This window comes from Fuerstiella sp. (assembly GCA_022447225.1).
GTDB lineage: Bacteria > Planctomycetota > Planctomycetia > Planctomycetales > Planctomycetaceae > S139-18.
The window spans coordinates 439,075-458,545 of the sequence record JAKVAZ010000007.1 but is presented as its reverse complement, the minus strand read 5'-3'; the positions used below and the strand labels follow the sequence as shown (position 1 = coordinate 458,545).

The window sequence follows — 19,471 nt, the reverse complement described above, 5'->3', positions numbered from 1 at the left end:
GTGATTGCTGGCCCGCGAACAGTGGCACGATCGGTAACGCCCCCGCCGAGCGTCTTAGAGATACCAGCCTGGGGTTGTAATGTAAGGTGTCTCCGTTACAGATTCGTCCAGCGTTTCTCTGCATCCCGGTCAGAAGGTCGCCGCAGCCCGGCAGCAGCAGTGCCGATATTCCATGTACGACCTTCGTTAAGGATGAGGCCAACGTTCGAATTGTGTCGGTTGGTCCTGCAGGGTGGAAATAGAGCCAGCGTGGACTGCCATCTCGCGGCCTCAGTTTCAACGGACTCGCCTGACAGGGCGAGTCGTACAGTGGTTTTGGTCAGGTTTCTTGCGGAACCAGGTATGGCCGCCATCTCGACTCTCAATAATGGAGCGGACCTGCGGTCCCTGGCCTGAGGTACGGACATTCAGATGAACAGAACCGCCTGATCGTTACAGGGCCTGAGATTCACCATTGAGCCTGCCTGCGTTCCCGCCCGCTTTCCAGTTGAATTCCTACGCCTGGATCACAGCCGCACCACGTCAAGTCGTCGCGTTTCACTGCCTTAGTAATATCGTGTGACGCGTTCCACGTCTGTCCCTCATCCCTGCTGTGCCTCAGCAAGACACATGTCGATTGTTTCGTATTACCGCGTGTTATCGTCTCCTCCGATTCCTCTCCCGAACGGACTGTGTGCGCAATCCACACCACGTACGTTGTACGTTTAGCCATCAACCAGCACCGCCTGGTTGCCGACGGTGTTTCTACCCAGTCCACTATCACCTTCAGCCCCGACCAGGTTGCCCCGTCATCCACACTACGTTTGCATACCAGACCCGCGTCTCTGGCCACCCCATCTACTCGTCCTTCGCAAATTGCCAAAAATCCGTCCACCTTCCGTGACGACCAGAGATGAAATTCGATAGCGAGAACACTCTTCTTTCCCTGATTGAAATAAATGGAGATGCCTTCCGCTGGCCCGTCCATACCCCGTGAAAATAAAGTAGAACAGTGTCAACCAAATCGCAGAGATTTTCATGGAACTCTTTCGACCATACCTACAGAAAATCATGCGATCAACGGATCGCACCACTTTCGAAGAGACATCTGTCAAGACGTAGAAAACAGCCACAAACCACACTGGAACCCACAGGGACTTTCCGTATAGGACTGGTAAACATGTGCCTGTGGAACGTAGCACAGTTAGGGTAAGTGGTCGCAAACAAACAGGAACAGCAGGGCCAGCCGTCCAACATGGAGATGGCCCCGTCAGCAGATCAGCTGGTCTGCACGAAAATGCCGGAAGCTGTGGTTGCCCAAGGAACTGGATTCCCGCGGAATAGTTAATCTGAATATCCGATCTTGACGCAAATCACATTAACTTTTGTAATCTGCAAAGATTCGGCTGAATCGGACTACGTTGGTAGATTTGTCTGTGAATTGTTCCTGTTCTCGATTCCGCTGCCTATGGGCAACAGTGGGGTCAACAACACTCCGGAAACGATCGTCTATCCGGAAGAGCTGGTAGATTCAGAAATTACTGACCGGCTGATCCGTCGTTTCTGGTGTGTAAATCAGCGTGAACCGAGCAGGAATCATTAGTGAATTTCTTGAATCGGGTCGTCGTTGGCTGTCCAGGATGTGGCAGTAGCGGCCCGAGAATTGGGGCGTTTCCATGGCTGCGCGAGACGGTGCTCGCATTGTCATTACAGGATTGGGAGTTGTCTCTCCCATCGGCATTGGCATAGACGCGTTCTGGACGAGCTTGAAAGAGAGTCGCAGCGGTATCGATGTTCTGTCGATTCCTCACGACAAACTGCCGTCAGCGTTTGGGGCAGAAGTACGGGACTTCGATCCCGTTCGACATCTTCGGGATCGAAAGTTTCTGAAGGTCATGTCCCGTGATATGCAGCTGGGCGTCGCATCAGCCCGTCAGGCAATGGCGGACTCAGGGTTGGCAACCGGCGATATCGACCCCCTTCGCCTCGGTGTCACTTTCGGTGCTGGCCGCATGACAACACACCCCGAAGAACTGGCAGCTGCCGTCAAAGCGTGTCGCAAAGGAACCAAAGAAATCGATATGACCCGCTGGGGAGAAGCCGGACTCGGCCGGATCGCTCCATTGTGGCTTCTGCGTCAGTTACCGAACATGCCCGCGTGTCATATTTCGATCGACCATGACGCACAGGGCCCCAACAATACCATTACATCCCGCGATGCGTCCGCACTCCTCGCACTGGCCGAATCCGTGCGAATTATTGAAGCAGATCGAGCCGATGCTGTAATTGTAGGTGCCTGCAGCTCAAATATTCACCCGGTTGACATCGCCAAATTTCATAGATTCGAAGGATTGTCCCAGCGTTCTGATCATCCCTCCCGGGCCTGCCGACCATTCGATTTTGAGCGGGATGGAGCGGTGGTCGGCGAAGGTGCTGCCACTTGTATCGTGGAACGCTACGAGCATGCAATTCGCCGAGGAGCAGACATCTACGCGGAAGTGATTGGCGTGGGTGCGGGCTGTGATGGTCGTGGAATCAACAACGAGTCCAGTGGTCGGGGACTCGTCAAAGCCATCGAGTCAGGAATGAGACGTGCAGGTATTCGTCCCGATGAGATTGGACATATTAACGCGCAGGGCAAAAGTACTCAGACTGATGATATTGTCGAATCACGGGCCTATCACCTCGCTCTGGGTGACCGAGTGTCCCAAATTCCAGTTACAGCGCTGAAGAGTTACACGGGACATTTTGATGCGGGTGCCGGAGCAGTTGAACTGGCAGGAACACTACTGGCAGTGCGGTACGGTGAAGTTCCGGCCACATTGAACTACGAAGTGCCTGATCCACGTTGCCGAATAAATGTCGTCAAAGACGGCCCCCGGACTGTTCGAAATCGTACAGCAGTTTCGGTGAATCGTACAGCACGAGGCCAAAGTGCTTCTGCAGTGCTGCGGGCAATCTAATACGTAAGCCTTCAGACAAACTGAGCTAAACGTGGACGTGCCGAATTGCCCAGGCGGTGAAAATTCCCAGGAAAAGCACGGCCGAAAGCCTCAGACGATGATGCGAATGGAATTCCATTTCGGGAAGCAGATCACTGAGTGCGATACACAGAAACACACCTGCAGAGAATGCCATCGCTGATCCGGCAAGTTCCTGCTGAAGTCCGGGGAAACGTCTGATCCCCGTCAGGAACAGAACTGCTCCAACCGGACACATGACAGCGAATCCCGCATTCACTGCCAGTATTTTTTTTCTGGTCCAGCCGGTAGCTGCCATCAGTGTGGTAATGGAAACGGCATCCAGAGGTTTGTGCAGAAATACCGCCAGAAACACTCCGATGCCAGGCAGCAGTGAAAGACTGTCAGCATCAACAGCACTTCCCAATGCAATTCCGTCCAGGAGGGTATGAATACTGAGTCCGACAAGGATACCGATCCAGCTAAGTTGGTGTACCTGTGGATGGGAATGGACATGGATATGACTGTGGGAATGATCCTGTCCACACGGATCACAGGCATCCTCCTGAGCTTCTTCGGCAATTCCATGATTGTGAAAGTGGAAGGTGCGAATGAGGAAGAACATCAGGACAATTCCACACATGGTCCACATCATCGTTTGATCGATGTGACGCAGCTGCGTGAACGCGTGAGGAATCATATGAAAGACTGCGGTACCCAGCATCAGACCACCGACAAAACTGACGATCGTCTGCATTCGTGTGTGAGTCAGCTGGATCAGTGACGGAAGCCAGCCACCGAACAATGATGCTGCAACGATGAGAAAACAGTAAACAGGCAGAATTAACGTGCGTGAAGTCCGGTCATCGGGAGAGTGATTCCGTTCAGCCGGGACAGAATCACTCTCCGGAGTTCCCTTGCCGACGACAATGTCCTCCTGTAAATCGTCGGATAAACCACCCGGTGCCACGACCAGGGATATCCCTGGCCGTGACTCCACAGGCCGATGATTCGGGATCACAACAATCATGCACAGCAGAAAGGCTGCCGGAAATAACATAGAACACAATCGGTACATCAAAACTGCCAGGACACGGGGAAACAGAAGTCTAAATTATGACACCGCACTGGTCGCGTCATGTGATTAATAAGGCGACAAAGGATCGCTTTCGAGTCTCTACGGGCCGCGTTTGTGTAATTTTCATGATCGTTCGGATGTGACACACAAAACCAGGCGGCTCCAAACAGTGAAATCTGACCGGCTCCGATAACGATTTCGGGACAGGACTTAGCGAAAACGCTCCAATTTGGTAAACAACAGCTCGGGATTCAGTAATTTACGAGCGAAAACTCTGTCTGATCGAAAGGTACAACGGAATGCCCGTTCTGAAAGACAACACCCAGTCAATCGGCCGCTCGCCGCTGGTACAGATTAACCGTCTCGCAAGTCATACCAAAGCAACCGTACTGGCAAAAATCGAAGGCCGCAATCCGGCGTACAGCGTCAAATGCCGGATTGGGGCTTCGATGATCTGGGATGCGGAAGAAAACGGTCGACTCAAATCAGGTATGCAGGTCGTAGAACCAACCAGCGGCAATACGGGCATCGCTCTGGCCTTTGTTTGTGCGGCTCGCGGCTATCAACTTACACTGACCATGCCGGACACAATGTCACTGGAACGTCGCCAAATGTTGCGGGCCTTCGGAGCCAACCTGGTGCTCACTCCGGGAGCCGACGGCATGAAGGGTGCCATCAGCAAAGCTGAAGAACTGTCCGCTCAGGACAATTTCTTTATGCCACAGCAGTTCAGCAATCCATCGAATCCGGCAATACACTTCAAAACCACAGGACCGGAAATCTATCAGGACACAGAAGGTAACATTGATATTTTCGTCGCCGGTGTCGGAACAGGCGGGACGATTACCGGAGTTTCCCGGTTTCTCAAGCAGGAAAAGAATCTGTCGATGACTTCGATTGCCGTGGAACCCAGCACCAGTCCGGTCATCTCCGGAGGAGAGCCTGGCAAACATCCGATTCAGGGAATTGGAGCCGGATTCATCCCTGACAATCTCGATGTTTCACTGGTCGACGATGTGGTCCAGGTGTCCGGTGAAGAAGCCATCGAAATGGCACCACGTATCGCCCGCGAGGAGGGCATTATCTGCGGAATCAGCAGTGGAGCGGCTCTGGTGGCTGCCATCAGGGTTGCTGAACGCCCGGAAAACGCGAACAAAACAATTGTCGTCGTTCTGCCGGATTCCGGTGAACGTTATTTGTCGACTCCAATGTTTGACTTCACCCGGGATATGTCCTGACGATCACTGTTCGTCGACACCGACTTCACAACCGCCATCCAGTCGCTCCTGCGCGAAGAACTCTCACAATGTACAGATTCCTGCTGATGGTGTCTCTGTCGCTGACGGTAATACCGGCAACTGCACTCGAACCGATCAATGACAAACTGGTTGTCCTGACGTTTGACGATTCTGTGAAATCACATTTCACGGTAGTGCGGGAAACCCTGCTGAAGTATGGGTTCGGCGCCACCTTCTTCGTTACAGAAGGATTCGACTTCAAAACCAACAAGAAGGACTATATGACCTGGGAAGAGATTGCGCAACTGCATCAGGATGGTTTCGAGATAGGAAATCACACTCGTGATCACATGTCACTGAGTGCAGACAGTCCTGAAAAACTGGCGCAACTGACGGAACAGATCGAAGCAATCAACGCTCGATGTCTGGAATACGGCATTCCGCGCACCACATCGTTCGCATATCCGGCAAATGGCATTGACCTGGCGGCATTACAGATTCTTCAGGATCTTGGAATCAGGTTTGCGCGACGAGGCGGATCACCCGAATATCCCTATGATCGCGGACAGGGGGTCGCCTATGAACCAGGCCTGGACCACCCGTTGTTGATTCCTTCTGCCGGAGACGGCCGTCCTGACTGGACACTCAGCGACTTCAGGAATGCCGTCAATCAGGCAGCGTTCGGCCGCGTTGCAGTCCTGCAGTTTCACGGAACGCCGGACACTGCTCATTCCTGGGTGAATACTCCCGAAGACAGGTTTCAACTGTACATGAATTATCTTGCAGAGAATGGCTTCACAGTCATTGCACTGCGTGACCTCGATCGATTTGTGGATCCTGAAGTGCGACCGGCTGATCCGGAATTTGTGATCAACGACCGCCGTCGACTGATAGAATCCGGAAAATCAAACCAAAATTTCCGCAGACCCAAAACGGAGGCTGGTCTCAAATTCTGGCTGCAGAACATGGTCTGGCATCATCGTTATACGGTTGCTGAAGTTCGGGCGGCAACGGGATTCACCGGGGAAGAAATAATCTCAGCACTCAAGCGATTTGACATAAGTGCTGAAACCCGACCGGTACGGGACTCTGATCAGCCGTTGCTCACGCTGCCCTATCCGGGTGGTCGTCATCCGAGAATTGGATTTCTGGACGGAGCCTTACGTCCGCAGCGGGACACAAAAATAAGTGTTTTCGCCCCCTGGGATGAACACAGTTACTTTGTACTGGATATTCCGGAAGCCATCCGCCGCAGCGACGAAGCAAAGCACGGACTGCTGTATCTTGCGCACACCCACATCGGAACAATGTGGACGAAGCAGGACATACCACTGGAGACACTGGAATGGAACCGACAGCCGGATGGTTGTCTGCTGATGGAACGCACGCTTCCAAATAACGTTGTCTTCGGCACAAAGGTTGTTCCAGCCTCTGACGCGGTGCGTATGGAAATGTGGCTCCGTAACGGCTCCACGGAAACTCTCAGCGGATTGCGCGTGCAAAACTGCATCATGCTCAAAGGGGCACCGGAGTTTGCTTATCCGGAAAAAGAACACATCATCGAGTCGACTCCCTATATTGCCCGACGGTCATCGAAACATAACCGCTGGATTATTACAGCCTGGACCCCCTGTCACAGTACCTGGTTTAATACGCCCTGTCCCTGCATGCATAGTGATGGAAAATTCCCAGACTGTGCTCCAGGAGAGTCCAAAATTCTCCGTGGCTGGTTTTCATGTTACCAGGGAGATTCCATCGAAGCGGAACTAAAACGCATTGATGCAACCGGATGGCAAAGTGGCAATGGCCTGTAATCACGCAAGAATGAAATTTACGTCTTTTCACTGACCGTCCGAAGACTTCCACAGGAATGCTCCTGGTCAGCGGACCTGAATGATTGCCCCTCCCACAAGACACGCTGGCCGGTGGAAGGCATGTACCGGGAAAGCGAAAAACGCGAATCCGCTGTCACTGATATCAGGGGCCAGACAGGGATTCGACGCTTCGGACTGTCAAAATCTGTGTTTTTCTGCCGGTGAATTTGTTGCTCCACAACCGCCCCGGAAATTACCGGAATTTCCAGAACTGCCACCATTTCCTCCCAGGCTTTGCTTTACGGCCCGAATGTTCACTGTGCACCGGTAACTCCGCTTCCGGATTGTCAGGCCGGTCTGCCATTCCGGAATCGTCGGCTTTAGTTCGCGGCTGCCACCTTTCACGAATCACATCGTCCAGTTCCTCGCAGCCATACAAGTCGTGCAGCATTCGTACCTGCTTCTGAAGCAATGCACCTTTCTCCGCATCAACCATTGCCACAAAATTTGCAAACCCTTCGATAGACCGCATGACATTACCAGACACCCCCCAGTGTTTTCCGGCTGGCCCGTCTCGTTCAATCTGAAACAGAGTAGCCCGAAAACTGCGAAGCAGGTCTCGACGCACACCGATTCTGTCATTAACCACCAGTCCCGTTACTTCCTGACGACGTGACTTTCGCAGGACGCGTGTCTTATCCGGATGGAGCACAAAACCTTCGTCTTCAACAACATAATGAATTTGTCGGAGCACACGCCCCACCCTGGTGTTGGCTGCGCCGGAACCGGAAAACGTAATGTCGTCAGCATAGCGGGTGTAACAAAAGCCGGTCTGCTCTGCGATCCTGTGGAGACGCGCATCCAAACCGCGACAAATGATGTTGGTAATTCCCGGACTGCTCGGAGCCCCCTGTGGCAGACGGCGTTCAGTTTTGGCGACAAAGTACGAACATTCATCCAGTTCGATTTCCGCCCGGTCGGGTTCTGAACACAGCAGCGCCAGTATCGTCGCAAGCTGTCCGGAATAGCCAAGATGTCTGAAAACACCACGAATCCGTGGATACGTCACCGTCGGAAAAAAATCCCTGATATCCACATTGATCACAACATCCGAATTTACGTGTGGCCTGGCATTGGTAACGATAGAACGGCCTCTCCGAAATCCGTGGGCTGACGGATGCAGCTCAATTTTCTCAATGATATTCAGCAGTATCCACTGCTGCGCCCGTTTAAGTCTTGGCATCGGTGCTGAAATCGTCCGCACGCCGCCGGTCTTTTTTGGAACACCGAAGCGTTGATAGTGCGTGTATTTCGCCACCCGACGATGAAACGACAGCCAGCGAAGTTCTCCGACGGAAATCTCCATTTGCTCTGCGAGATCTGAAACACTCTGCATCAAAGGCAGCCGGTTTTTGCAGAGTTCCGCAGAATCGAACTCAAGCTGGCTGAGAGAGTTTGAAACACCGTCTCCCAGATAGCCGATCTCTGATTTACTGCGTTCACGCCATTGAGCAGCCCGCTGATTCCTCTGCTGACGGAGATCTTCTCTCGTGGTACTGCTGCGGCGTGAGTCCTGCCGTCGCTGCAGACAAATCTGTTTCCCGACAGTTTCCGAATTCTCCGACCGTGAAAGTTCGCTGCTGAGCATCTGCAGCTGTCGTTTCAGCTCATCCTCACGTCGAATATCTTCGGCAGGATGTTCCTGTATCACCGACTCGGCAGGCCAAAAACCAAGACGGATCATTTCTTCCAGTATGAACTCATCTTTCGATGATTCGCGAATGCGCTCGTAGATTTCCTGACGTGATCGCATCGGGTGAAAAAAACCACGCGGAGTGGACAGTGAGTTTTCCCTTCGAAAGGCTCTCAGAACTGGTCCGCCGACCCAAGCCGGGCTGCTGCCGTGTGCTGATCGATTCACGGAATCCACACCGGAATCGGCACACGGCAGCATTGCCCGGCAGGTCAGAGTGGACCAGTGACGCGGTTCAAAGCAGACTGCATGGACGGCGATCCGCCGCCCGGGTTGCAAGGCTCACTCACCGAATCACTCCGCGTGGAATCTCCCTATTCTGAGTGTTTATGTTCTAAATTCCAGTATGCACAATCATGGTCAATCACGTTTGTCGCAGCTTTCAGGCAGTAACGGTGACTCTGATGATATCGTTCTGACGTATCAATCATTTCCGATGTGTTTTACGGTGTTTCGGTTTCCAAATGAGGCCTGAAACGACGTTGCCGGACAACACAGTCACAGACTGAAGAACTGCTGCGGTTGGAAAGAGCCGGTCGCAAAAAGAGTCCGGCTTCAGGACAATGTCCGATTCAAAGGAAATTCCGGTCAGGGACGCCCCTCTTTTTTTCCGGTACGAAGAGCTAAACTCCATTCCGTACCTCCACAGATTTGACGGTAAGTGGTGTGACGATTTGTGGCCAGGCCACCTGAATGTCAAATAACAGTTCGACAACAGCTGCACGGTCCGAAATAACTGCTGTCGCTGATATTTGTGAGAGAATCTCCGCGGCAACACGGGCCGACCGTTCATCTTTCACCGCTTCCCGACGCAGAAATGCCAGCGCATGAGTCCTGACAGCACGCCCGCTGCTGATACGAGACAACAACGTAAGAAAGAACGGTGCCAGCTGCCTCAGTCGGTCAGGATTATCAGAGACATGCTGTTCCAAGAATTCGGACACCAACAACTGCATATCACCGGCAGGATGTTCGCTGAGTTTGACAAGGTATTCCTCCCCGTGTTCCGCCTCAAGCAATTGCGTAACCAGCGATCGGCCAAACTGCTGTACGTCTGCACACGTACTGTCGCATAGACTGATCAGTACATCGGGAGATACGGCACCAGCCTCTGAGAAGTGTTCACGCAAAAACAGGAAGGCAAACTGACGCGTGTCTTTCCGGCAGGAATCAGCAATCTTTACCGCAACTTCTGATTCAGCCAGCATCATTGGGACATCGTCCTCCATCAGCTTCCAGGCCAATTCACGCACCGACAGGATTTCGTGACTCGCAAATTCTACGATTTCGTTCACACTAAACTCCACAGACCTCAGATTCGCCACCAGTAACAGCTCTCCGATTTCCTGCGCCGGCCGCGAACGTGAATGCAACAGGGCCCGAATCGGATCTGATTCTGTCAGCGTCAGATGACTGCTCAGGTCTTCGCGCAGAATTCGAGCTGTATGTGTTGGCACCCCGGCAGCCGCACCGGGTATCAGCAGAGCGTCGATCAAACATCGGGCAACGCACTCCCCGAATTTCCGACTGGATTCACTCAGTCGACGAACTGTCGGACGTATTGCAATTCGAATATCTGCCAGATCATGTCTGGTAAGTCCGGCCAGAAGTTCCACACTGTCTAACAGAATGCGATTCGGCAACTGCCCGATGATTCGTACACCGTTATCGCGGACAGTTTCATGTTCTGACTGAATCAGCATCGGAATCACATCATCCGGAGGGTCACTGGAGAACGTCGCATGACAGAGGACCAGGTCGCCGGCAAATCGATGAACTTCGGGCGCGACATGACCAAGCAAATCCCAGATAACATCCTCACTAACCTGTCGCAAATGAGTCCCGCACACCATCAGAAGTGTTTCAACCATATTCGCCAGGACCGGACGATCCTCCAGGTCAAATTCGTGCAGACGTACCATCAATCGACCGGCAATGATCTGCATTGTCGTTTCCGACAGGACCACATTTCGAAGCCGATCTCGGCCGAACTCGCGAGTATCTGCGTTTGGGCCGGAGAGCAGCGCCACCACAAGATCAGTCGACTGGAAGAAGCCGGGTACATCGACGTCAATCCAGTCCATGGCCTGTTCGCGAGCTTCCTGGCACGCACTGTCGGCCAGAGCCCGAACCAGCTGCAGATTCGGAGTTGCAGCGCTGTACAGTGACAGCGCTAATTCAAATCCGAAACGATTTGTGACCTCGTACGGTGACTTTAGCAGCATTAACAGATCATCAAACTCAAGATGACTGCTGAAGTTGGGGGCTTCTCGAAGCACTTTGACACCGAACTGGTGTACAGGCTCACAGCGGCTTCGGAGAAGCAGATCCAGCACAGACTCAGGATACTGATCCCACAATTCCGGATACGCTTCTTCGCGCTCCGAAGGAACCGCATTTCCAGGCTCAAACGGGGGGACACACCGGCATCGGAGGCCTGCAGACTCAAATTCATAACGACGGCTGTTGCCGTACAGGATCCTGTTAAACACAAAATACTTCGCATACCGATCGAAGTGAACGGATTCAAGCAGGGTCGATCGGGCATGATGCGTCGGTCGGCCTGGATGTTCCTGTGTCGCCGGCCGGGCATCTTCATCACTGAATGCCTGAAGAATTCCGACGGCTATATTGGTGTAATCAAAGGCCTGTTTCGCGTCGCCGACTCGCTGCAGCATGCGCCAGACTCGCTGCCTCAGATATGTTCGGGTTTTCCGGCTGTACACCTGACTCAGGTCTTCTCGAGTGGTCGGCAACTCATGTCCTGACTCCGCCCAGTCGCTGTGCATCCGGAAGCTCGAAGGGATCAGTTCAAACTGCCGGGCAACAATTCCGATCACTTCCGCATCTTGACGCAGTTCGGCTGCTTTAAAAATGTGACGAACGCAGTCAAACAGCCCTGACTCAAAACGAACCGTACGCAGGAATTCCAGAAGTGCGGGTCGGACATATCTGTTGTCAATCAGATAAACAGTCTCAGGGACATAGCCAGCCTCACATCCCTTCTCAACGAGCACACGATTCATTTCATCAGCAAATTCATCCGGCGGACCGTTTTTGCATGAGTCACGCAGCGATTGGGGCAACTGGTCTGTGAGTTCCGTGATCGCTTCTCGGAAATCTACCGTGTCCAGTACCTCAAGCAGTGAGACAGCAGCGATCCGACGAACTGCAGGTGCACCGTGCGTTGATTCCATTCTTCGCAGAGAATCAACACATTGAGCTGATCCGCACCGACCGAGTGCCCACGCAATGCTGTAGTCGAGCAGCTCGTCCCCCGAACCAATGAGATCGATGAGCAGCGGCTCGGCCTGACACAACTGCAGCTCCCCGCAGCGCCAGGCCGCCCGGGAACGTGACCATCGCCCCTTTGAGGTGTTGTCGACCGAGAGGCACTTTAAAATGGCATGACTTCGGACATGCGTTTGATCCCCTGATGAACCGACCGTCGAATCAAAATCTGATCGCAGTGCATGCGATGATTCCCGGCGTGTGTACCCTTTGTGTTCTTTTGAGTTCACCAGATCATGAAACAGCTGCACGGCCTCCGTTTCGCTGACAGGTGTCGGCGTTTTGGTTCCTTCACGCAGAGTTGAACCATGTCGGCCATACCTAACGTCAACAACAAACTGTTCGATACCAACTTCGCACAGGTTCACCTCATACAACTTGTGCGTCGTAAGGCTGCGATATTCCAGACTCACTTCCTGGATCAGCTTCACGCAGAATTCACCGGAAGGGACACGAAACTAGAAACACGACGACCTCGGCTTCGGAATCGGCAGATGTCGGCTACGTGGTGATCTTCGATGTATTGAACAAAATTATCAAGAGTTACGGATCAGTGGCCTTCCCACATTCGGGTCAGAATTCCGAATGATCACTGACGGCACGTTACAAAAGAAGATACGATTGCGATCCGGTCTCATGGAGTGTTTTGGCGGTCGATACTCCTGTTGAACATCGATCCGCCGGACGTCCGTGAAAACTGTGTGGAATCACCTGACATCGCCACTCAGAGCAATTCCCACTGACTCATTTAATCGAGAGTGAGAAACATGGCAAACAGCACGAATCACCTGATCGAATCTGACAGAAACGTTTCGCGCCGCGACATACTGGCGACTGTCCCGACATCGGTTATCTGGGGACTTACCGGCAGCGGTGATGTGAACGCCGGCCAGTCACCCGAAAAGCGACCGAAAATCGCTGCCCTTGTTACCGAATATCGTAAGTACTCACACGGCCAGAATATTGTCGACCGGTTCCTCGGAGGATACGGCTGGGAGAGTCAGTGGCACTATCCTCAGGTGGATGTCGCAGCACTGTATGTCGATCAGTTTCCTGACAACGACCTCAGTCATGAACGTGTCAGTCGCTACCCTGATTTGAATCTTTATCCCACCATCGGCGAAGCCCTTACGCTGGGAGGTAACGAGTTGGCGGTGGACGGCGTCCTGCTGATTGCCGAACACGGGAAGTATCCGATGAATAAAAAAGGACAGACCCTTTGGCCTCGCTATGATTTTTTTCAGCAGACTGTCGAGGTTTTTAAAAACAGCGGTCGCAGTGTCCCTGTTTTCTGTGACAAACACCTGTCGTGGAACTGGGACTGGGCCCAACACATGGTCAAGACGAGCCATGAGCTGAACTTTCCTATGTTCGCCGGTTCATCAATACCGGTATGCAGACGGATTCCCTCAGTCGACATGCCCTGGGGGGCCGAAATCGAAGAGATTGTCAGCGTCGGAGTTGGTGGCATCGACGGTTACGACATCCATTCGCTTGAGGGTATACAGTGTTTGGCGGAACGCCGTCGCGGAGGAGAGTCGGGGGTCGTGTGGATTCATGCACTGCGGGGAGACAGTGTCTGGGAAGCACTGGACTCAGGATCATGGGAAGGCGGCGGATGGGATCCGGAACTTTTCGAAGCCTGCCTCTGTCGCAGTCAATCGCTCCAGCCTATACACAAAAATTCACGACATACCTATCCTCGAAGAGAAGACCTGCCGCAGCTGACGAACACAGATCCGGTCGCCTATCGATTCGAATATGCGGATGGCTTGAGAGCAACCATGTTACTGATGGAAGGACTGGTTTCCGACATCACAGTGGCCGCCAGGCTGAAGAATCAAAGCGAACCTTTATCACTTTTGTTTTATCTGGGTTCCGGACATGACATGCAGCCGAATTTTTTCAATCCGCTCAGTCACCATATGGAAAACATGATTCTCACCGGTCAGGCACCTTATCCTGTCGAACGCACACTACTCACAACCGGCCTGACTGCTGCGGGAATTGAGTCCTTATGGCTGGGACAAAAACCGCTGAAGACCCCGCATCTGGCAATCAGTTACCAGCCAGAACGCGAATCAACATTTCGGAGAACGTGATGAAAGAGGAGGGCAGAAAAAAACTGGCCGTCATTACCACCTTTTGGAGCTGGCGAAGTCATGCCAATCACATGAGTGAACGGTTCCTCAATGGTTATCCGCTCAATGGCAGATGGCATCGACCGAACATGGACCTGGTGAGCGCCTACGTTGATCAGCGTCCGAAGACTGATTTAAGCGATGAGAAAGCCACTCGGTATGGATTCGTTGTCTATCCCGACATTACACAGGCGCTTCGATGCGGAACAGACAGTCTGGCAGTTGATGCAGTACTCCTGATTGGTGAGCAGGGGAACTACCCCGACAACGAAAAAGGACAAAAACTGTATCCTCGCTATGAGTTCTTCGAACAGATCGTGAAAGTTTTCAGGGAAGACGGACGTTCTGTTCCGGTGTTTAATGACAAGCATCTTTCATGGAGCTATGCGAAGGCTCAAAAGATGGTGGAGACCTCAAAGGAACTCAAGTTCCCTTTTCTTGCCGGCTCATCGCTTCCGGTTACGTTTCGAATTCCTCCGATCGAATTCCCGCTGGACTGCGATATTGATGATGCGCTGATGGTCGGAGTCGGAGGGTCAGACGCCATGGATTTTCATGCACTGGAAGCCATGCAGTGTATGGTTGAACGTCGTCGAGGCGGTGAAACCGGGGTCAAAGCCGTCCGGATGATTGAAGGCGACGAGGTTTGGCGTGCCGGAGCCGATGGCCGATGGTCGAGACACCTCCTGGAGGGCGCTCTGGCTCGTTCCGACTCGCGAACCGGAGTAGGACTGAGTGATGGCAGACCACAGGATCTGACCCACAATGGCGAACTCGAAAAACTCGTCGAAAACCCGTCGGCCTACTTCATTGAATACAACGACGGTTTTAGAGCCACGCTGCTGATGCTCAACGGCGCGGTCAGGGACTTCACCTTTGCGGCCAGACTTCGTAACAATCCGAAAGTGCAATCACTGCAGTTCCAGCTTCCGACCAAACCCAACGTGACGTATTCCGCGTGCCTGATGAACAAAGTCGAGGAGATGATTCAGACCGGACGCCCCCCATATCCTGTCGAGAGAACTTTACTGGTCAGCGGCATCCTTGATCGCTGCCTTGATTCGCGGATCCAGGGTCACCGGCGACTGCTGACACCGGAATTGAACGTGACTTATCGCGCACCACACAAATCTCAGTTTTGGGGGGCTGTCGACAGACAGTCCTGATGCGGTGCGGCTGCAGCTGAATTCGCACAGACACTACCCGTCGAATCGAAACACCAAGATGATAAACGACAAGTACCTTTGCAGATAACTCCGAAATAGAAAAAGAAGTCCGATGCAACAGAGTAACAAACCGCTGAGTTCCCGCGTAGCGTGGGTTACAGGCTCCTCACGTGGACTGGGCCGGGTCATGGCGGAAGAACTGGCGAAACTTGGAGCAAACGTAGCGGTTCACGGAAGCCGTCCCGACAGCCCTCGTACGTTTGACGAAGGTGGCACCATGGAAGAGCTTGCATCGGAAATAGGTGCAGCAACCGGCGCAGAAGTCCTGCCAACATGGGGAGACGTAACCAGTGAAACTGAGATGCACCGTGTTGCCGGTGAGATCCGACAGAAATGGCAGCAGATCGACATTCTGGTGTGTTGCGCCGGAGGCGACATTGGTGCCGGGGGAACGAGTGAAGGGGCCGGCGGCAGGCCCGCCAATGATGACTGCCTGAATATTTCTGTGGATGATCTCAGGAGCGTCATGGATCGAAATCTACTTGGAACGATGCTTTGCTGCCGCGAAGTTGCCCCTGAAATGATCAACAGAAAACAGGGACGAATCATTACAATCGGCAGCATTGCGGGCTGTGTCGGAAGGCCCGCAGGTTCCATTTACAGTGTGGCCAAAGCCGGCGTTCATGCGTGGACTCGCAGTCTCGCAGAACAGCTTCGTCCTCACAATATTCCTGTGAATTGCGTCGCACCGGGGGGGACTGTCACAGAACGGTTCCTGCTGATCCATGATATCGATGACGACCGACTTGTCACGGAAGGCACTCTTGACAGATACGGACGAGCGGATGAAGTCGCTTCTGTCGTTGGTTTTTTGGCAACGGATGCTGCTCGTTTTGTTAGTGGCCAGATTATTCGCGTCGACGGAGCAAGTCAGACGTTTGCGGGATAACTCTTGAATACACCGGTGACGTGGACATTGTCTATGTCGCACCTGCTCCTTTGGACTTGTCTTTGCAGGCAGGCATTCAGAAGAAAGTCAACTGTTGACGGTCACTGCTGTCGTGCTGATCCTGACGTCTGCATTCATGCATGCTGTCTGGAACCTGCTCGCCAAACGCTCCGGCGGTGGCGCCGTTTTTGTCTGGCTGTTCACTGCGGTTTCTTCAGTGATTCTCTGCCCGGTCGGACTTGTACTGTATCTGACACAACGACCCGACATCGGTTGGCAGGGTTTCCTGTTTATGTGCGGGACGGCTGTCCTGCATCTGTTATATTTTGTGGTCCTGCAACGGGCCTATCGGGTCGGAGATCTGTCAGTTGTGTACCCACTGGCTCGTGGCACGGGACCAGTGCTTTCGACACTGATGGCCGTCATCCTCCTGAAAGAACGCCCGTCTGTAATGACGATGACCGGCCTGACACTGATCATCGCAGGCGTGCTGCTGCTGACCTGGCGTCCGGGGCGGGGTCGTTCGGAAGAACAGACAACTGAGGCCATTAAGTGGGGAGGACTCTGCGGGGTTTGTATCGGGTCCTACAGCGTGTGGGACAAATATGCGGTGAGCGAAGTTCACGTGCCTCCCCTGCTGCTGGAATTCTTTACCGGACTGGCCGTTTTCCTGATGCTGACACCACACGCTCTTGCACACAAAAAAACGGTTCGCAGTATCTGGGATCGTCGACGGCGGGAAGTCATCAGTGTTGCGTTTCTTGCTCCGGCAGCATACATCCTGGTTCTGACAGCCATGTCGTTCACACCACTGAGTACCGTCGCTCCGGCTCGTGAAGTCAGTATTCTGTTTGGAACTCTCCTGGGAACACAGTTTCTTGGAGAACAGCACACCAGCCGTCGAATCGCTGCAGCGTCGGCAATGGTTTGTGGAATCGTGGCACTGGCCGCAGGCTGAAGCCGGCAGATCGACGGTTGACAGCAATAAGCATCAATGCCGCTTAAAGAAGCTGGATTCCCATCCACTGACAGATGAAGATCAGAAAGAACAGAGCCGTTCCGAATCCAAACAACACGTTCAGCAGGGCAGTCCGCAGCACACCGGTCGCCAGTACTTTGCGAGGATCCAGTTGTCCTGAAACCTGGCCACTGATCAATTGCCCCGTTGTATCAGCGATTTTGGCAGCAGCAAGGAGATAGCAAATCCGGGCTGTACTCAGTCCGGGTCCTCCGGCATCCACCGATTCCCTGAGCCCCGGGTACAGCAGCGGAAATATTCGTCCGAAAAAAACAGAACGCGCCGCAGGTAACCCGGACGGTCCATAGAAGTGTCTGTGCGCCGCATACCGGAGTCACCAGACCGTACACCGTTCGAGACGCTGAATGACGGGTTCGTGAAAAAAGTGTGGAACCTCAGCAGGTGCAGATAAGTCCGTTATCAGCCCACAACATAACGCGGACGGAATCAATTTGCGAACAGAGTTCACAAGACACGTTTCTATGAACGTCTCAGATTCTCCCGGCTGATTTCGTCATCGTTCGCAGGGTTTCAGCCAGTTCTTTAGACCACAGCGGACCGCAGTAGCGCCACTTCCAGTTGCCATCGGGTTTACCAGGTGTGTTGGTCCGGGCCTCACTCCCCAGTCCCAACACGTCCTGCATCGGAATGATTGCGGTATCCGCAGCGGAATTCAGAACCAGCCGAATTAAGTCAATATGAACCTGATCCGCCTGATGCGGGATATATCGATTCAGGAAATCGTCAGCAGAATTCTGCTGAGTGCGCTGATGATACCAACCGAGAACGGTGTCATTGTCGTGAGTCCCCGTGTAGGCAACGCTGTGTGACGGATAGGCTTCCGGACGATGATAGACATCCTCTTCGTTCTCAAAACCGAACTGCAAAACCCGCATGCCGGGAAAGCCCAGCTGGTCACGCAGCGTATGCACTTCCTCTGTAATCAGCCCAAGGTCTTCTGCGACAATTGGCAGTTCTCCCAGGACCTCACGGGCGGCTGAAAACGGACCACAGCGTGGTCCTGGCATCCACCGCCCGTTTACAGCATTTTCGGCATCGGCAGGAATCTGCCAATACGATTCGAATCCGCGAAAGTGGTCAATGCGCAGGATGTCAAACTGTTCCAGCGCCTGTCGGAACCGCTGCGTCCACCAGTGATAGTCTGTCGCCGCCAACTGCTCCCAGCGATACAGCGGGTTACCCCACATCTGTCCGTCAGAACTGAAGTAGTCCGGAGGAACACCCGCCACAACCAGTGAACGACCGAATTGATCCAGATAAAACAACTCCTGATTTTTCCAGACATCAGCGCTTTCATACGCAATGAAGATCGGCATGTCTCCATAAATGCGAACCGATCGATGATTCGCATACTCCTTCAGTCTTTTCCACTGACCGGCAAACAGGAACTGCTGGAACTTAACGAATTCAATCTCTGCAGCCAGTCGACGATCGGTCTCTGCAATCGTTGACGGTTCACGGTGAACGAGTTCCGTTGCCCACCGGGACCAGTCAGGATCTCCGTACTCCGTCGTCAGCACATCGAACCTGGCAAAATCCGACAGCCAAAACCGATTTCGATCACAAAAGTCAGAAAACTCCCGCCACAGGTTACGGTCATCAGAGGACCGAAACACGGACCAGGCCTCACGCAACAGTGGTTGCCGAATTAAGCGGGCGTTGTCGTAGTCTGCCAGTCCGTTCGTCGTCCCATAGTAACCTGCATCGCGAAGTTGTTTTTCATTTAACAGGCCGGCTGTCACAAGTGGCTGGCAGCTAATCAGCAGCGGATTTCCCGCGAAAGCTGAGTAACTGCTGTAGGGCGAATCGCCCTTTGCCGCCGGCCCCAAAGGCAAAAGTTGCCAGATGGTTTGCCCGGCAGCATGAAGAAAATCGACAAAGCGATATGCACCGGGACCAAAATCACCGATTCCCGGACCGTCCGGCAGACTAAAAACCGGCATCAGAATGCCTGAGGATCGAGGAAACAGCATCAAGAAACTTCTAATCTGTTCCGACGCGATCCTACCGACATTTTCAAAACACGGTCAATCGCACCGTTGAATTCTTGTGACTTACGATTA

At 53.2% G+C, this 19,471-nt stretch carries 14 protein-coding genes; 7 read left to right on the top strand and 7 right to left on the bottom strand.

Annotation, left to right across the window (positions count from 1 at the left end; translation table 11 throughout):
* Positions 1–95: 95 nt before the first annotated feature.
* Positions 96–353, bottom strand: coding sequence for a hypothetical protein (locus tag MK110_09215; GenBank protein ID MCH2211470.1), 258 nt, complete (start codon positions 351–353; stop codon positions 96–98).
* 95 nt (positions 354–448) lie between these two features.
* On the bottom strand, positions 449–967 hold the full coding sequence (locus tag MK110_09210; GenBank protein MCH2211469.1) for a glycoside hydrolase: 519 nt from the start codon (positions 965–967) through the stop codon (positions 449–451).
* Positions 968–1,655: 688 nt separating this feature from the next.
* On the opposite strand from MK110_09210, the gene MK110_09205 reads away from it, so the two are divergent.
* The gene (locus MK110_09205; GenBank protein ID MCH2211468.1) at positions 1,656–2,942 is read left to right on the top strand and encodes a beta-ketoacyl-[acyl-carrier-protein] synthase family protein; all 1,287 of its coding nucleotides are present in this window, start codon (positions 1,656–1,658) and stop codon (positions 2,940–2,942) included.
* A 25-nt stretch (positions 2,943–2,967) separates the two neighbouring features.
* On the opposite strand, the gene MK110_09200 is transcribed toward MK110_09205, so the two are convergent.
* Positions 2,968–3,999, bottom strand: a complete 1,032-nt coding sequence (locus tag MK110_09200; protein ID MCH2211467.1) for a ZIP family metal transporter — start codon at positions 3,997–3,999, stop codon at positions 2,968–2,970.
* A 317-nt stretch (positions 4,000–4,316) separates the two neighbouring features.
* Here MK110_09200 and cysK point away from each other — a divergent pair, with 317 nt between their 5' ends.
* Together cysK and MK110_09190 are read left to right on the top strand one after the other, a co-directional pair.
* Positions 4,317–5,255: a cysteine synthase A gene (gene cysK / locus MK110_09195; protein ID MCH2211466.1), complete on the top strand. Its 939-nt coding sequence runs from the start codon at positions 4,317–4,319 to the stop codon at positions 5,253–5,255.
* Between the two features lie 68 nt (positions 5,256–5,323).
* Positions 5,324–7,069 carry a polysaccharide deacetylase family protein gene (locus MK110_09190; protein ID MCH2211465.1) on the top strand — a complete coding sequence of 582 codons (1,746 nt, stop codon included), beginning with the start codon at positions 5,324–5,326 and terminating at the stop codon, positions 7,067–7,069.
* A gap of 253 nt (positions 7,070–7,322) precedes the next feature.
* Here the strand turns inward: MK110_09190 and MK110_09185 are convergent, their stop codons facing one another.
* Positions 7,323–8,990 carry a reverse transcriptase family protein gene (locus MK110_09185; GenBank protein ID MCH2211464.1) on the bottom strand — a complete coding sequence of 556 codons (1,668 nt, stop codon included), beginning with the start codon at positions 8,988–8,990 and terminating at the stop codon, positions 7,323–7,325.
* Between the two features lie 455 nt (positions 8,991–9,445).
* A complete protein-coding gene (locus MK110_09180; protein MCH2211463.1) occupies positions 9,446–12,544 on the bottom strand; it encodes a WGR domain-containing protein in 3,099 nt (1,032 codons plus the stop codon).
* A gap of 336 nt (positions 12,545–12,880) precedes the next feature.
* Here MK110_09180 and MK110_09175 point away from each other — a divergent pair, with 336 nt between their 5' ends.
* From MK110_09175 to MK110_09160, 4 genes are all read left to right on the top strand, one after another.
* Positions 12,881–14,215, top strand: coding sequence for a hypothetical protein (locus MK110_09175; protein ID MCH2211462.1), 1,335 nt, complete (start codon positions 12,881–12,883; stop codon positions 14,213–14,215).
* Positions 14,215–15,420 carry a hypothetical protein gene (locus MK110_09170; GenBank protein ID MCH2211461.1) on the top strand — a complete coding sequence of 402 codons (1,206 nt, stop codon included), beginning with the start codon at positions 14,215–14,217 and terminating at the stop codon, positions 15,418–15,420. The genes MK110_09175 and MK110_09170 overlap by 1 nt, the downstream gene beginning before the upstream one ends.
* 112 nt (positions 15,421–15,532) lie before the next feature.
* Positions 15,533–16,369: an SDR family oxidoreductase gene (locus MK110_09165; GenBank protein ID MCH2211460.1), complete on the top strand. Its 837-nt coding sequence runs from the start codon at positions 15,533–15,535 to the stop codon at positions 16,367–16,369.
* Positions 16,370–16,463: 94 nt separating this feature from the next.
* Positions 16,464–17,327 (top strand): GRP family sugar transporter, encoded by an 864-nt coding sequence (locus MK110_09160; protein ID MCH2211459.1) that lies wholly within the window; start codon positions 16,464–16,466, stop codon positions 17,325–17,327.
* Positions 17,328–17,370: 43 nt separating this feature from the next.
* On the opposite strand, the gene MK110_09155 is transcribed toward MK110_09160, so the two are convergent.
* Both MK110_09155 and malQ read right to left on the bottom strand, forming a co-directional pair.
* Positions 17,371–17,610: a hypothetical protein gene (locus tag MK110_09155; protein ID MCH2211458.1), complete on the bottom strand. Its 240-nt coding sequence runs from the start codon at positions 17,608–17,610 to the stop codon at positions 17,371–17,373.
* 268 nt (positions 17,611–17,878) lie between these two features.
* The gene (malQ, locus tag MK110_09150; protein MCH2211457.1) at positions 17,879–19,381 is read right to left on the bottom strand and encodes a 4-alpha-glucanotransferase; all 1,503 of its coding nucleotides are present in this window, start codon (positions 19,379–19,381) and stop codon (positions 17,879–17,881) included.
* Positions 19,382–19,471: the final 90 nt, after the last annotated feature.